General features: G+C 65.7%; 13 protein-coding genes. 8 read left to right on the top strand and 5 right to left on the bottom strand.

The features are described from left to right. Positions 1 to 51 precede the first annotated feature (51 nt). The 5 genes from DPR14_RS27255 (at position 52) to DPR14_RS07775 (ending at position 2,461) form a co-directional block, all read left to right on the top strand. Positions 52 to 210 carry a hypothetical protein gene (locus DPR14_RS27255; RefSeq protein WP_192499347.1) on the top strand — a complete coding sequence of 53 codons (159 nt, stop codon included), beginning with the start codon at positions 52 to 54 and terminating at the stop codon, positions 208 to 210. A gap of 180 nt (positions 211 to 390) precedes the next feature. Beyond that, a complete protein-coding gene (locus DPR14_RS28670) occupies positions 391 to 513 on the top strand; it encodes a hypothetical protein (RefSeq protein ID WP_281352698.1) in 123 nt (40 codons plus the stop codon). Between the two features lie 82 nt (positions 514 to 595). Continuing rightward, positions 596 to 1,027: a type II RES/Xre toxin-antitoxin system antitoxin gene (parS, locus tag DPR14_RS07785; protein ID WP_158044639.1), complete on the top strand. Its 432-nt coding sequence runs from the start codon at positions 596 to 598 to the stop codon at positions 1,025 to 1,027. Further along, positions 1,027 to 1,446 carry an RES family NAD+ phosphorylase gene (locus DPR14_RS07780; protein WP_158044638.1) on the top strand — a complete coding sequence of 140 codons (420 nt, stop codon included), beginning with the start codon at positions 1,027 to 1,029 and terminating at the stop codon, positions 1,444 to 1,446. The genes parS and DPR14_RS07780 overlap by 1 nt, the downstream gene beginning before the upstream one ends. A gap of 34 nt (positions 1,447 to 1,480) precedes the next feature. Beyond that, entirely contained in the window at positions 1,481 to 2,461 is a 981-nt protein-coding gene (locus tag DPR14_RS07775) for a quinone oxidoreductase family protein (RefSeq protein ID WP_158044637.1), read from the top strand. Between the two features lie 35 nt (positions 2,462 to 2,496). Here the strand turns inward: DPR14_RS07775 and lepA are convergent, their stop codons facing one another. After that, entirely contained in the window at positions 2,497 to 4,299 is a 1,803-nt protein-coding gene (gene lepA / locus DPR14_RS07770; protein WP_158044636.1) for a translation elongation factor 4, read from the bottom strand. Positions 4,300 to 4,548: 249 nt separating this feature from the next. On the opposite strand from lepA, the gene DPR14_RS07765 reads away from it, so the two are divergent. Next, entirely contained in the window at positions 4,549 to 5,181 is a 633-nt protein-coding gene (locus tag DPR14_RS07765) for a TIGR02466 family protein (protein ID WP_158044635.1), read from the top strand. A gap of 21 nt (positions 5,182 to 5,202) precedes the next feature. On the opposite strand, the gene DPR14_RS07760 is transcribed toward DPR14_RS07765, so the two are convergent. The 4 genes from DPR14_RS07760 to DPR14_RS07745 all read right to left on the bottom strand — a co-directional run bounded on the left by DPR14_RS07760 (position 5,203) and on the right by DPR14_RS07745 (position 11,640). Beyond that, the gene (locus DPR14_RS07760; protein WP_192499346.1) at positions 5,203 to 5,814 is read right to left on the bottom strand and encodes a DedA family protein; all 612 of its coding nucleotides are present in this window, start codon (positions 5,812 to 5,814) and stop codon (positions 5,203 to 5,205) included. A 165-nt stretch (positions 5,815 to 5,979) separates the two neighbouring features. After that, positions 5,980 to 6,669 carry a bacteriohemerythrin gene (locus tag DPR14_RS07755; RefSeq protein ID WP_158044633.1) on the bottom strand — a complete coding sequence of 230 codons (690 nt, stop codon included), beginning with the start codon at positions 6,667 to 6,669 and terminating at the stop codon, positions 5,980 to 5,982. Beyond that, positions 6,666 to 8,108 (bottom strand): cache domain-containing protein, encoded by a 1,443-nt coding sequence (locus tag DPR14_RS07750; protein WP_158044632.1) that lies wholly within the window; start codon positions 8,106 to 8,108, stop codon positions 6,666 to 6,668. Before DPR14_RS07750 ends, DPR14_RS07755 begins: the two co-directional genes overlap by 4 nt. A gap of 175 nt (positions 8,109 to 8,283) precedes the next feature. Then, complete coding sequence (locus DPR14_RS07745; protein WP_246148984.1) at positions 8,284 to 11,640, bottom strand: maltotransferase domain-containing protein; 3,357 nt, start codon at positions 11,638 to 11,640, stop codon at positions 8,284 to 8,286. Between the two features lie 198 nt (positions 11,641 to 11,838). On the opposite strand from DPR14_RS07745, the gene DPR14_RS07740 reads away from it, so the two are divergent. Further along, the gene (locus tag DPR14_RS07740) at positions 11,839 to 12,675 is read left to right on the top strand and encodes a polyphosphate kinase 2 family protein (RefSeq protein WP_158044630.1); all 837 of its coding nucleotides are present in this window, start codon (positions 11,839 to 11,841) and stop codon (positions 12,673 to 12,675) included. Positions 12,676 to 12,989: 314 nt separating this feature from the next. Continuing rightward, positions 12,990 to 14,168 carry a hypothetical protein gene (locus tag DPR14_RS07735; protein ID WP_158044629.1) on the top strand — a complete coding sequence of 393 codons (1,179 nt, stop codon included), beginning with the start codon at positions 12,990 to 12,992 and terminating at the stop codon, positions 14,166 to 14,168. Positions 14,169 to 14,198: the final 30 nt, after the last annotated feature.

Below are 14,198 nucleotides of genomic sequence, written 5' to 3'. Positions count from 1 at the left end.
CCCCGCCCCATCCCCCGCCCCGGCCGCATTCTGGAACATACGGGCACGCGCGTGGCCCTCGTCGGCATCCGCACGATCGAGCAGGCCCGAGCCGCCGCCTCGGCCGGAGTGACCTATCTGGGCGGTCCCCGCATCGGCCCGCCGGCGGAAGTGCGGGCGAACATGGTCCGGTATGACTGGAACGACCTGCTGGCGGAACGCTGCGCATAGTAAAACTAATTCGTAATCTCTTTAGCGGCAGAATGCCGCACGGCATTAAACCGATCGGTAAAATGCAAAACGTCACGAACATGCATTAAGCTGGCTTCTCAGTAAGGAGGAAACGCCATGCAAAAAGAAAATTCACGACCCGTCTTCCTGATACTCGGCACATCCGGGGAGCACGGCACCATGGACCACAGGATCCTTGAACTGCCCAGCCAGGTCGCCGGGGATATCGTCGCCAAGGACCTTCAGTCCAGGCTCGGCACCGCCGACCGCACCTACTTCCGCGTCGTACCCGCGTCGGCATGATGCCTCCCCTTGATGGGTTCGGATTTTCACCTTAAGCTTTCAGGCCGCCGCGCCGCGTGGCTGTCGGCCGAGAGGTTGAGGTATGATCAGCGCCGCTCAGGTGATCGCCCTCGTGGGGGGTGAAAAGACCACTGGCCGCACGCTTTCGAGTGACCTGGACATCGCGCGTCTGGTTCGCGACGGTCTGCCGGTGGACGTGATCGATCACCTGCTTGAACTGCAGGTGATCAGCCAAGCCGAGGTGGATCGCATCGTCGCACCGCCGAAGGTTCTGGCCGAACGGCGGCGCAAGAAGTGCCTGACGCCCGAGCAGTCCGGCCGGGTGATCCGGATCGCCCGGATCATCGCGGATGCGATGGAGACCTTCCGCTCCCGGGAGAAGGCGCTGACCTGGTTGCGCCGACCGTCCAAGGCCTTGGAGGACGAGGCGCCGCTCGATCTTCTCGATACCGAAGAGGGGGCGCGGCTGGTCGAACATCTGCTCGGCCGCATCGCCCACGGCTTGGCCGCCTGATGCGAGTCTGGCGCCTGACCCGCCTGCCCTTCGCCGACCTGTCCGGCGCCGGTGCCGAGCTTCTCGGCGGCCGGTGGACGTCGCCGCGGACGCCGGTGGTCTACGCCGCCATGGATGCGGCGCTCGCGGCGCTCGAACTGCGCGCCAACCTGGACCTGGATTTCGCTTTGGTGCCGGACGACTACGTCCTGCTGGGCATCGACACCAACTATCTCGGATTCGAGGACGCGCCGCACCTGGAAAACCGCGAGGCCTGCCGGGCCTTCGGAGACCGCTGGCTGGCGGAAGCGCGCTCCGCCCTGCTCCGCGTTCCCTCGGCCCTCATGCCGGAAAGCCACAACATCCTGATAAACCCGCGCCACCACGACGCGCGGCACGCCCGCATCGCCTGCCAGAGGCCCTGGCGCCCCTGCGCCTGACGGGCAAGCACCCCTTGGAACCACGGAGCACCCGATGACCACCGCCCGCATGATCCGCATCGCGGAGTTCGGACCGCCCGACGTGATGCGCCTCGAAATGGCTGACCTGCCTCCGCCGGGATCCGGCGAGGCGCAGGTCCGGCAGAACGCCGTCGGCTTCAACTACATCGATGTCTACCAGCGCAAGGGCGTCTATCCGCTCCCGCTGCCGACCGGCCTGGGTCACGAGGGCGCCGGCGTGGTCGAAGCGGTCGGGCCGGAGGTCCGGGACATCGCCGTGGGCGACCGCGTCGCCTACATGAATGCCGGGCTGGGCGCCTATGCCGACATCCGGAACGTTCCGGCCGCGAAACTGGTGAAGATCCCGGCGGAAGTCACCGACGAGCAGGCGGCGTCCCTGCTGTTCAAGGGCTTGACCGCCCAGTATCTGCTGAAGAAGACCCACGCCGTGCAGGCCGGCGACCTGGTGCTGGTCCACGCCGCAGCCGGCGGCGTCGGGCAGATCCTGTCCCGCTGGGCCAAGGCGCTGGGCGCCCATGTCGTCGGCACGGCAGGCTCGCCGGAGAAATGCGCGATCGCCCGGGCCGCCGGCTGCGACGTGGCGGTCGACTACACGGACCCGGACTGGCCGGAGAGGCTGCTGAAGGAGACCGGAGGTCGCAAGGCCCGCGTCGTCTATGACTCGGTCGGCCGCGACACTTTCCTCAAGTCGCTCGACTGCGCCGCTCCGTTCGGGCTTGTCGTGGTCTATGGCGCCGCCTCCGGCCCCGCCCCCGCGATCGACCCGGAGCTTCTGAACAAGAAGGGAAACCTGTTCCTGACCCGGCCATCGGTCTTCCCGCACAATGCCGACCCGGCAACCTTTCGGGCCAACGCGGCCGACCTGTTCGAAGCCATCGCCGCCGGGATGGTCAAGGTGGAGATCGGCCGCCGCTTCGCCCTCGCCGAGGCGGCGGAGGCGCACAGGGCGGCGGAGTCCCGCGCCACCACGGGAGCGATCCTGCTTCTGCCCTGAATGAAAAACGCCCCCGGCGAGCCGGGGGCGGTCATTCAGCTGTCGTTCATCTTGAGGGCGGCGATGAAGGCGCTCTGCGGGATTTCCACTTGGCCGAACTGGCGCATCCGCTTCTTGCCTTCCTTCTGCTTGTCGAGCAGCTTGCGCTTGCGGCTGATGTCGCCGCCGTAGCACTTGGCGAGAACGTCCTTGCGCATCGCGCTGATGGTCTCGCGCGCGATGACCCGGCTGCCGATGGCGGCCTGGACCGCGATCTTGAACATTTGCCGGGGGATCAGCTCCTTCAGCCGCTCGCATAGCGCGCGCCCGCGCTTCTCGGCCGCCGCCCGGTGGACGATGGTGCTGAGGGCATCCACCGGCTCGGCGTTGACCATGATCGACAGCTTGACCAGGTCGCCCTCGCGGTATTCGTCCCACTGGTAATCGAAGCTGGCATAGCCCCGGCTGATGCTCTTCAACCGGTCGTAGAAGTCGAACACGACCTCGTTCAGCGGAAGGCGGTAGACCATCATGGCGCGGCTGCCGGCATAGGTCAGCTCGACCTGCTCGCCGCGCCGGTCGGTGCAGAGCTGGAGCACGCTGCCCAGATACTCGTCCGGCAGCATGATGGTCGCCTTGATCCAGGGTTCCTCGATCTTGGTGATCCGCACCGGGTCGGGCATGTCGGCCGGATTGTGCAGTTCGATGACGCTGCCGTCGTTCATGTGGATCTTGTAGACCACCGATGGCGCCGTGGTGATCAGGTCCAGGTCGAACTCGCGCTCCAGCCGCTCCTGGATGATCTCCAGGTGCAGCAGGCCCAGGAAGCCGCAGCGGAAGCCGAAGCCCAGCGCCGCCGACGTCTCCGCCTCGAAATGGAAGCTGGCGTCGTTCAGCGCCAGCTTGCCCAGGCTGTCGCGCAGGTGCTCGAACTGGGCGGCATCGGTCGGGAACAACCCGCAGAACACCACCGGCACGGACGGCTTGAAGCCGGCCAGCATCTCGGTCGCGGGCCGCCGGTCGTCGGTGATGGTGTCGCCGACCTTGGTCTCGGTGATGTCCTTCATGCCGGCGGTGATGAATCCCATCTCGCCGGGATTCAGCACCCCGGTCAGCAGCGCCTTGGGCGTGAAGACGCCGACGCGGTCGATCTCGCGCGCGGCGCCGCTCGCCATCATGCGCATCTTCATGCCGACCTTGAGCTGGCCGTCCACCACGCGCACCAGGATGACGACGCCCAGGTAGGGGTCGTACCAGCTGTCGACCAGCAGCGCCTTGACCGGGCCGTCGGGCTTACCCTTCGGCGGCGGCAGCCGCTGGACGATCGCTTCCAGCACGTCCGGGATTCCCAGGCCGGTCTTGGCGGAGATCATCACGGCGTCGGACGCGTCCAGCCCGATCACGTCCTCGATCTGCTCCTTCACCCGTTCCGGCTCGGCGGCGGGAAGGTCGATCTTGTTGAGGACGGGGATGATCTCGTGATTGTTGTCGATCGCCTGATAGACGTTGGCGAGCGTCTGCGCCTCGACCCCCTGGCTGGCGTCCACCACCAGGATCGACCCCTCGCAGGCCGCCAGCGACCGGCTGACCTCGTAGGCGAAGTCGACGTGGCCGGGGGTGTCCATCAGGTTCAGCTGGTACTGCTCGCCGTCCTTGGCGGTATAGAGCAGGCGCACGGTCTGCGCCTTGATGGTGATCCCGCGCTCCCGCTCGATGTCCATGCTGTCCAGCACCTGCTCGCGCATCTCCCGCGAGTCCAGGCCGCCGCACATCTGGATCATGCGGTCTGCCAGGGTGGACTTGCCGTGATCGATATGGGCGATGATGGCGAAGTTACGGATATGCTTGAGCTCGGACATGCCTGCGCCAAAAACCTGAAGATCAGGGCAGCACCATAGGGCCGTGGCACGGTCCGCGCAACGGAGACATGTCGATCGTCGCCGCGACAGGCAATTCTGTCCAGGCTCCCGCTGTGTTAACCATGTTATCAGGTGTTAACGACGTAACCGGCAGGCGGAGGCGGGAAGCGGCCCGGCCTTCGTTCCGTATCGCGTCCCGTATCGGGGGTCCGCGACGGGCCTCCGCAACGAAAGGCGAAAGGTATCCGCATGCAGTCTATCAAGCTGAACGAAGCGGTGATGTATTGTTTCGGAACGCCGCTGTTCAAGGCGCGCATCCGCGACCATGCCGCGATGAACGCCGACCTGGCGGCGTACCTTCGGAAGGAGCGCGATGCCACGCCCGACAAGCACATGTCAGCCGTCCGGGGCTGGCAGGGCCGGAAGGACCTTTTCGAGCAGGACCATCCCGCGCTGAACCGGTTGAAGGGCCAGGTGGCCAAGGCCGTGATCGCCGTCACCCAGACCTATTTCGGCCAGCCGCTCGACCCGGCCAAGTGCTTCGTGAACGGCGAGATGTGGGGCAACATCATCCCGGACGGCGGCTACACGAAGCTGCACAACCACTCGAAATCGCACTGGAGCGGCGTCTACTACATCGACGTCGACCAGATGGAGGGCGACTGGCCGGAGAACGGCTGCATCGAGTTCGTCGATCCCCGCAGCTTCCCGACCGCGTTCCATCACCCCAAGTTCTCGATGCTGCCCAGCCTGACGATCAAGCCCGAGAACGGGTTGATGCTGCTCTTCCCGGGCTGGCTGAACCACTACGTCCACCCCTACCACGGCCCGGCGGAGCGGATCTCCATCGCCTTCAACGCCATGATCCGGGTCGACGACTGACGGATCGCCGGCCGAAGGCCCTCACTCCGCCTGGGCCGGCACGTTCCGGCCCGATACCGTCGGCTCCGGCGGAGCGGGCCGTTTCCGCGACATCTTGAACAGCACCAGGATCGCGATCAGGAACGCGGCCAGCATCAGCAGGCCGAAGCCGGTCGCCAGGTCGCCCAGCACGTGCTGGAGCGCCATGCCGGCCAGATAGCCGGCCCCGGCGAAGCACACGGCCCAGACACCGGCGGCGATGAAGTTGAGGAATGCGAAACGCGACCACGGCAGCCCGCTCATGCCCATGGCGAAGGAGCTGAAGTTGCGCACGCCGTAGATGAAGCGGAAGCTGAGGATGAAACCGGTGCTGTACCGTTTGAGCAGGCTCAGCGCATGGTCGACGCCCGGTTTCCACCGGGGGAAGCGCAGCAGCAGCCTGGCCCCGTAACGCCTGCCGATCAGGAAGTAGAGCTGGTCGCCGAGGAAGCTGCCCGCCCAGGCGAAACCGATCAGCGTGGGCAGGTCAAGGAGGCCTTCGCGCGCAGCCACGCCCGAGAAAATGACGAACGTTTCACCTTCGAGAAATGTCCATGCGAAAACAACGGCATAGTAATAGTTACCATAATCCTTGATGGTTTCCAGAATATCCACCGCGCGCTCCTGGGACAGGCCGATTCTTATGTGTTGGACGCACTCTATCGGGAATCGCAGCGGTTGCATACCGCATTGGTGACATTTGGATCAATGTGTCCCCCAGGTCGCACTGCACCATAGAGATGATCCGGGGAGAGCCCGATATGACGGAGGCGGACGGCGTCACGCAGCCTGCCGCATGGCCGGCCGCCGCTCCGCGGCGAAGCGCGCCACCGCCCCGTCGGCCCCCTTGATGTGGGTCTGCCACCATCCGCCCAGCAGGCCGACGACATCGATCCCCCGGATCTCAGCCCCCTTGCGGTAGGTCTCGGCAAGGGCGTCGAGGCGGGCGATGAACATCCGGTGCTGCCGGCTATGCTCGTCCACCTCCGGATAGCCGATGCGGATCATGAACTCCTCCTCCTCGCTGAAATGCTCGAAGGCGTAGGAGCGCAGTTCGTCGAAAGCCCCCGACAGGACATGCGGATCCTCTCCGCGCTTCACGCTGGCGTAGACCCGGTTGGCGAGATCCAGCAGCTTCCTGTGCTCGGCGTCGATGCGGGGGATTCCGAACTCCAGGTCCGTTCCCCACTCGACCAGGGTGCCGACCTCGGCTTCCTCGAAGCGGACCTGCTTCAGGAAGTCGTCGACCTTGCGCTTCAGCACTTCGGCATATTCCCCGAGCGCCTCGGCGGTCCGATGCATTTCCTCGGTGGCGCTCGCCGTCTCCGTCGCCGCCTGCTCGACGAGGCCGATCGCCTCGGTCACGCCCGCGGCCCCGGCAGCGCCCTGGTCCGCGTTCCGCGCGATCTCCTGCGTGGCCGAGTGCTGCTGCTCCACCGCGGTCGAGATCGCCGCGGCAACCCCGCTCATGTCGCGGTTGACCTGCACGATCGCCGCGATGGCTTCCGCCGACGCGTGGGTGCCGCCCTGGATCTCGGAGATCGGCGGGTGATCTCTTCGGTCGCCCGGGCGGTCTGGGTGGCCAGCGCCTTCACTTCCGACGCGACGATGGCGAAGCCCTTGCCGGCCTCTCCCGCCCGTGCGGCCTCGATCGTCGCGTTCAGCGCCAGTAGGTTGGTCTGGCCGGCGATGTCGGCGATCAGCTGCACGACCGCGCCGATCCCGCCGACCTTCTCCTCCAGGAGACGGATCGCATCGCTGGTCACCGCGGTCTCCCTCACCGCCGTCACCGCCATGGCCGACGCCTGCACAGCCTGCCGCGATATCTCGTGGATGGAACTGCTCAGCTCCTCCGCCGCGGCGGCCACGGTCTGGACGCTGGCCAGCGCCTCCCCGGACGACGCGGAGACGGTCGCGACCTGGGCCCGGGTTTCCCGCGCTCCGGCCGACATCCGCCGGGCGTTGGCGCGCATGGCCTGGTCGGCGGCGGCAAGGCCGTCCAGGACGCTGACCACCGTCAGCTCGAACTCCCGGATGAAATTCTCCATCTGCCGCTGCTTGCGCTCCTTCTCCAGCCGCTGGCTCTCCTGGGTCTCGGACAGCATGCGGGCCTGGATCAGCCCGTCCTTGAACACCTCGACGGTCCGGGCCATGTCGCCGATCTCGTCCGACCGCCCGGTGGCCGGCACCGCGACGTCGATGGAGCCTTCGGACAGGCGGGTCATCACCAGCCGCAGGCCGGAGAGAGGGCGCACGATCGAGCGGGTGACCAGCGCCGCTCCGGCCAGCACCGCGGCCAGCACCGCGGCGAAGATCGCGGCGAGGAAAAGCGCCTTCCGCCGGAAGACCTGATCGACGTCGTCCACATAGATCCCGGTTCCGACGACCCAGTCCCATCCGGCGATCCGTTTCACGTATGAAATCTTCGGCGACGGGTCCGTTTCGCCGGGTTTCGTCCAGCGGTACCGCACGAAGCCGCTGCCCTGTTCCCGCGCGATGCGGTTGAACGCCTCGAACATCGCCATGCCGTCGGCGTCCCTGATGTCGAGCACGCTTCGCCCGATCCGCTCCGGCAGGGTCGGATGACCGATCAGGATGCCGTCGAGATCGTTGATCCAGAAGTAGTTAGTGTTCTCGTAGCGCAGCATGGCGATCGCTTCGACCGCCGCCCGCTTGGCTGCGTCCTGCGGCATCGCGCCCGTGGCGGCCAGCCCGGCATGGGTGACCGCGATGTTGGCGGCGGCATCCACGAGGTCGCGCGCCTTCAGCACGCGGTCATGCAGCATTTCGGACCGGAGGTTGACCAGCGCGATGACGCCGATGACGATCATGCCGGCGGACGCAAGGAGAACCAGGGCCAGGAGGCGGCCCTTAAGCCTGACTTGCGGCAATCCAAACCGAACGGACATCACTGATCCCCTAAAACCCCACCGGACGCGGAACAGTCGCGTCCGGCAAGATCCTGAGCATCAGGAATTAAGAAAATTACATTTAATGTTCGGATTGAAGGCCATGGCGGTAGGCAAATTGCCGCAGCCGGTTCCGGACGGCGACCAGGACCCCGGGACCCCGGGACCCCGGGACCTATGTCCGCAGGCCGAGCCCCGGGGGAATGATCCGCCAGATCCCGCAGGGATTCTGGTGCGGGTCCAGGTGGATCTGCTGGAACTTGCCGTACCAGAAGAACCGCCCGCCGGTGAACAGGTCCTCGACCTCGACATGGGCGCTGTCCGGCAGGCCCAGCTCCCACAGCGGGACCTCGATGGTCGTTCCGTGGGCGTTGCGCGTGTCCAGGTTGGCGGCGACCAGGATGAAGTTGTCCTTGTTCGGCGTCATTTTGCCGTAATACAGTATATTGTCGTCGAAGGCGTTGTAGAAGCGCAGGTTGTCGTACTCGTGCATCGCCGGGTTCTCCCGCCGGATCTTGTTGATCCGGGTGATATAGTCCCGGATGTTGCCCGGCCGGTCCCAATCCCACGCCTTGATCTCGTACTTCTCGGAGTTCAGATACTCTTCCTTGCCGGGGATCGGCGCACCCTCGCACAGTTCGTAGCCGCTGTACAAGCCGTAGACGCTGGACAGGGTCGACGCCAGCACGGCGCGCATCTTGAAAGCCGCCGGGCCGCCGGTCTGCAGGATCGGCGGGTTGATGTCCGGCGTGTTGGCGAAGAAGTTCGCCCGCATGTACTCCTTGGGCTCGAGGGAGGTCAGCTCGACCAGATAGTCCGTGATCTCCTGCTTGTGGTTGCGCCAGGTGAAGTACGAATAGCTCTGGGTGAAGCCGACCTTGGCCAGGCGCTTCATCATCTTGGGCTTGGTGAAGGCCTCGGCCAGGAACAGCGCGTCGGGATAGCGGTCCTGGACATCGCGGATCATCCATTCCCAGAACGGCAGCGGCTTGGTGTGGGGATTGTCCACCCGGAAGATCCTGACGCCCCTGTCCGCCCAGAACAGCACGACGTCGCGGAGCGCGTACCAGATGTCGGGCATGGCGCCGCGGTAGAAGTGGACGTTGACGATGTCCTGGTACTTCTTGGGCGGGTTCTCGGCATACTTGATGGTGCCGTCGGGGCGCCAGTCGAACCAGTCCGGATGCTGCTTGATCCAGGGATGGTCGGGCGAGCACTGGATCGCGAAGTCGATGGCGATCTCCAGCCCGTGGGCATGGGCCGCCTTCACCAGCCGCTCGAAATCCTCGAAGCTTCCCAGTTCGGAGTGGAGCGCGTCGTGGCCACCCTCCTCGGAGCCGATCGCGTAGGGGCTTCCGACATCCTCCTCACCGGCGTCGAGCGTGTTGTTCTTGCCCTTGCGGAAAGTGCGCCCGATCGGGTGGATCGGCGGGAAGTACAGCACGTCGAAACCCATGTCGCGCACATAAGGCAGCTTGGCGATGACGTCGTCGAAGGTGCCGTGCCGGTTGGGATCGTCGCTCATGGAGCGCGGGAACAGCTCGTACCAGGCGGCGTAGCGGGCCGCGGTGCGGTCGACGAAGCATTCCAGCTCGCTCTTGTAGCGCGACCGGTTCGTGCGCTCGCCTGACCGGCGCATGGCGATGTGCAGGTCGTCCGACAGCAGCAGCCGCGTGGTCAGCTCGTCGTCCGCCCGTCCGCCGCCCTCCCCGCCGCGGGCCAGCCGGTTCAGCGTGGTCTCCATCACTTCGCGGTCGGGGCCGACGGCCTTGGCGGCGGCCCGCTCGACCAGTTCCCGCCCCTCGATCAGCTCCAGCGAAATCACCTGCCCGGCGTCGCGCTTCTTGATGAAGTCGCCCCTCCAGGTCTCGAACAGGTCGCGCCACGCCTCGACCGTGTACCAGTAGCGGCCGTTCTGGGTCAGCGGAATCCGGCCGGTCCAGCGGTCGTTGTCGAAGAAGACAAGCGGCTCCTCGTGCCAGGCGTCGTCGCCCTGGACGCGGTACTTCAGGCAGGCGTTGATCTTCTCATGCCCGTCGGTGAAGACGTCGGCCCAGACCTCCAATACGTCGCCGACCTCGCGCTTGATCGCGAAGCGGCCGCCGTCCAGTTCGGGATAGACCCCCTCGATCGCGATGCGGTCGGCGGCCAGGCTCTCCAGCAGCCGCCCCGAGGCCTCCTTGCGCTCGGCGCTGTCCACGCCGGTCGAGACCTTGGCGCGGGCTTCGGGATTGCCGCGGAACACCCTCATCTCCAGGGGAGCCAGCACGATCGGCTCGCCGGGCCGGAAGAGCTGGGGCGAGCATTGCGGCGTCACGTCCCGGAAGCCGTCGAACTGTCCGCCGGTCGCGGCCAGCAGCGGGCCGGGATCGATGGTGTGGGACCGGTTCTCGTCGGGATTGATCAGGATGACGGCGCAGTCCTCGACGTCTCCCGCACCCTTGCGGCACAGGCCGACCAGCGGGCTGTGTGGGGCCGTGATGCGGAACTGCGGGCCTTCCACGTTGAAGGCCGGCGTCGCCGCCCGCATGGCGTTCACGTCGGCGACGAACTGGCTGATGTCGACCTTCGGCTCCTCCCAGTCCTCCGGCGTGGTCGTGACCACGTCCATCTTGCGCGTGAAGCCGTATTCGTAACCGATCGGCATCATCACGCCCGACGAGAAGCAGGCCGAGAACAGGTACCGCATCTTCAGGTGGGCGGCCAGCCGCTCCCGGTCCTGGCTGCCCACGTCGGCGGCCAGCCGGTCGGTGTCGTGGCTCTCGGGAAACGCCACCGACGGGGCGATGTGGCGGAACTGGTTGTACTGGTCGAGCAGCCAGGGCGCCTGGAAGTCCCACCATTTGGAGCTGTTGAACAGATAGTCGAACCCGGCGTCGCCCAGCGCATCGACCTGCTCGATCGTGCAGCCGAGGGTCTCCGCGTAGAATTCGACCTCGCCGTCCACCTCGTGCGCGGCGTCGATCAGCTCCCGCCAGACCGGCGCGGGAACCTGGTACGCGGCATCGCAGCGGAAGCCCTTGACGCCCAGGCCGACATAATGACGGACATAGTTGGCCCAGTACTCGACCAGCGCGGCGCGGGCCTGTTCGTTCCCGTAGTCCAGTTCGGCCAGGTCGCCCCAGATCGTGACGTTGGCGGGATCGACCGGATCGACCGCGCGAGGGCTGTAGAGGCTGCCGTCGGCCTCGCGGCGGTACCATTCGGGATGCCGCTCGGCCAGGACGGCATCCTTGGCGGTGTGGTTGACCACCAGGTCCAGCATCACCCGCAGGCCCTTCTCGCCGGCATTCCGGCAGAAGCCCCGGATCAGGTCGTCGGGGTGTTCCGAAGCGCCGCCCTGGAACCGGTCGTGCAGCCGGTACGGGTCCTTGACGGCGTACAGGCTGCCCGAGAACCCCGGGTAATGGATCGGATTGAGGAAGACCCAGTCGAACTGCATTCCGGCGATGCGTGCCAGCTGCCCGGACCAATCATGGACTGAGCCGACCAGCAGCGGGAAGAGATTGTAGATGCGTGGTCCGAGAGTCACTAGCCCATCCTCGCAACGTTGAACTTTCGCGGGTAGCTTCGGGCGGTCGATGCCGGCCCGGCGTGGTTCCACGCTCCGGCCGCCTGCCCCCTGCCCGCCGGTTGCGGATTAAACCGATGCGACCGAACTTAGGTTCCACGCGTTGAGTTCCGCAGAAGCTCCTCCACCCCCCTTCACGCCGCAGAAGAGACGACCACGATGAGCCGTACCGAGATCAAGCCCGACAAGTCGAAGATCCGCCTGGACAAGCTGGTCCAGGACGGCGACCGCTTCGCCGACAAGTCGGCCTACGAGAAGCGGCTCGACATCCTGCAGACCGACCTGCTCCACGTCCAGCAGACCTACTGGCACGAGAAGCGGCGGGCCGTGGTGGTGTTCGAGGGCTGGGACGCCGCCGGCAAGGGCGGCGCCATCCGCAGGATCACCGAGCCGCTCGACCCGCGGGGATTCCACGTCTGGCCGATCGGCGCTCCCAAACTGGACGAGATCGGCCAGCATTACCTGTGGCGCTTCTGGCAGCGCCTGCCGGGGCCCGGCACCTTCGCGATCTTCGACCGCTCCTGGTACGGCAGGGTGCTGGTCGAGCGGGTGCAGGAGTTCGCCAAGCCGAAGGAATGGAAACGCGCCTACGACGAGATCAACGAGTTCGAACGCCTGCTGGTGGACGACGGCGTGCGGATCGTGAAACTGTTCTTCCACATCACGCAGGAGGAACAGCTCGACCGCTTCCGGGAACGCCTGACCAATCCCTACAAGCGCTGGAAGCTGACCGAGGAGGACCTGCGCAACCGCGCGCGGTGGGACGACTATATCGGCGCGGCCGAGGACATGTTCGACAAGACCTCGACGGTGGCCGCCCCCTGGCACGCCATCGCGGCAAACAGCAAATGGCACGCCCGCGTCGCCTCCCTGGAGATCATCACCCAGGCGCTGCGCAAGGACGTCAACATAGCGCCGCCGCCGGTCGACCCCGCCGTGCTCGACACCGCCGCGAAACTGCTCGGCGTCCACTTCAGCGGCTTGAAGGAGGCATAGGGGTACGGCCTCGATGCCCGGGTCCAAGCCTCGGATGAGGTGTATTGGGAGGCATCGGTCGCGTCCGCCTGAACACCGCCAGCCGAAGCGCAAACCGGCCATCAGCCGAAAGAGAATGCAACGCCGGCAGACCTCGCATTATACAATGATAATCGTATCCAGATATCTTCCAGTCAAAATCAGGCAAGATATGCAGAATTGGAATTTTCCGCTCTAAGCTCTGAGAATCGTAGAAGTCAGCCTGATTGGCTGCTGATGCCATTCGCCATTATCGCTCCTGTGAATCCGTCTGATTTCCTTCGGAGGCCAGATCGATGGGACCGCTATTCTGGGCCGGCGTTACGGTAGGCTTGATCCTGACGGCGGGCGGTGCAGCCGCGCAAGGCTTGAGCATCCTCGGGATGACCACCGCGCAGTTGATCCTGTGCAGCGGCCTTGGGATTCTGTTCGGTGCTTTCGGATCGACCGCGACGATCCGGTACAAGGGCGTCGTGATTGCCGGCGTAGCCGCGACGTCGATCGTCCTTCTATGGTTCGTCAACTCGCTGGTCCGAAAGGAATTCGTCATTGTCCGGATCGACGGGGACGTCAAGGGTGCCCAGGTCGAACTGATCGGAGACGGCGATCGCAGCCATTACGGCGTGGGCCTTCGCAATGCCTATGAGTTCATCGTGATCGGCCGGGGCATCCAGCAGGACCGGCTTACTCTGAACATCATCCTTCCCCCGGAGGAAACCGGCGGAGAGCCCCGCGAGCGCCCCTTCGAATGCATCGCCAAAAATGAGATCGAGCCGTATCTCGGCTCCGAGAAGACGATCCAATGGCGGTTCGACGACACGCGCGGTCAACTCATCGCGGACAATGGCCAGCGAGTCATCGCGGAAGTTGGTCCCTGCCCCAACAACCGATCCCCGTCATCGGACATCGCGATGTATCGACTTCCGTCGCTCATCGGACAGGCTTTCGCCGGATCGCCGGATTTTCAGCAATACATCGACGGCCTGCAATCCCCGTCGACCATCGAACGGCGCCAGTCGCGGAAGGGCTTGGCGGATTCCGGGCCGGAGATCGTCCCCGATGTGCTCCGTCGATTGCGCGAACAACCCGGGTCGTACCGAACCCGGCTTGGCGTGCTCGTGGCGTTGACCGAAATGCTGCGCTCCCGGAAGGATCAGCGGAAGGAGATCAGCAGGCTGCTGTCGGACGAGGACCTGCGCGTGCTGGCGAAGGAGGCGGGACATGACGACAGGACGATCCGCATCTATGCGTCCGAATTCCTCCTGGACCTGGGAGATCCCCGCATCGTCCCGATCGCGTTCGGCATCATCGATCAAGTCAGCGACGACGGCAAATACAACCTGATCCTCGTCATCGAGGGGGCCGTGCCGGACCTTTCGTCCGCCGAACGGGCAGACACCATGGCCAGGCTGCGGGAGGTCCGGCAGACCGTGGGACCCAAGACCCAGGCCCTCATAGACCGCTTCGCCTCCTGAGGCATCGGATGCGGCGCCCCCGGGAGGCGG

The sequence above is a fragment of the Skermanella pratensis genome, from assembly GCF_008843145.1.
Classification (GTDB): domain Bacteria; phylum Pseudomonadota; class Alphaproteobacteria; order Azospirillales; family Azospirillaceae; genus Skermanella; species Skermanella pratensis.
The sequence above is the reverse complement of the archived record's forward strand: the minus strand, read 5'-3'. Positions and strand labels throughout refer to the sequence as shown.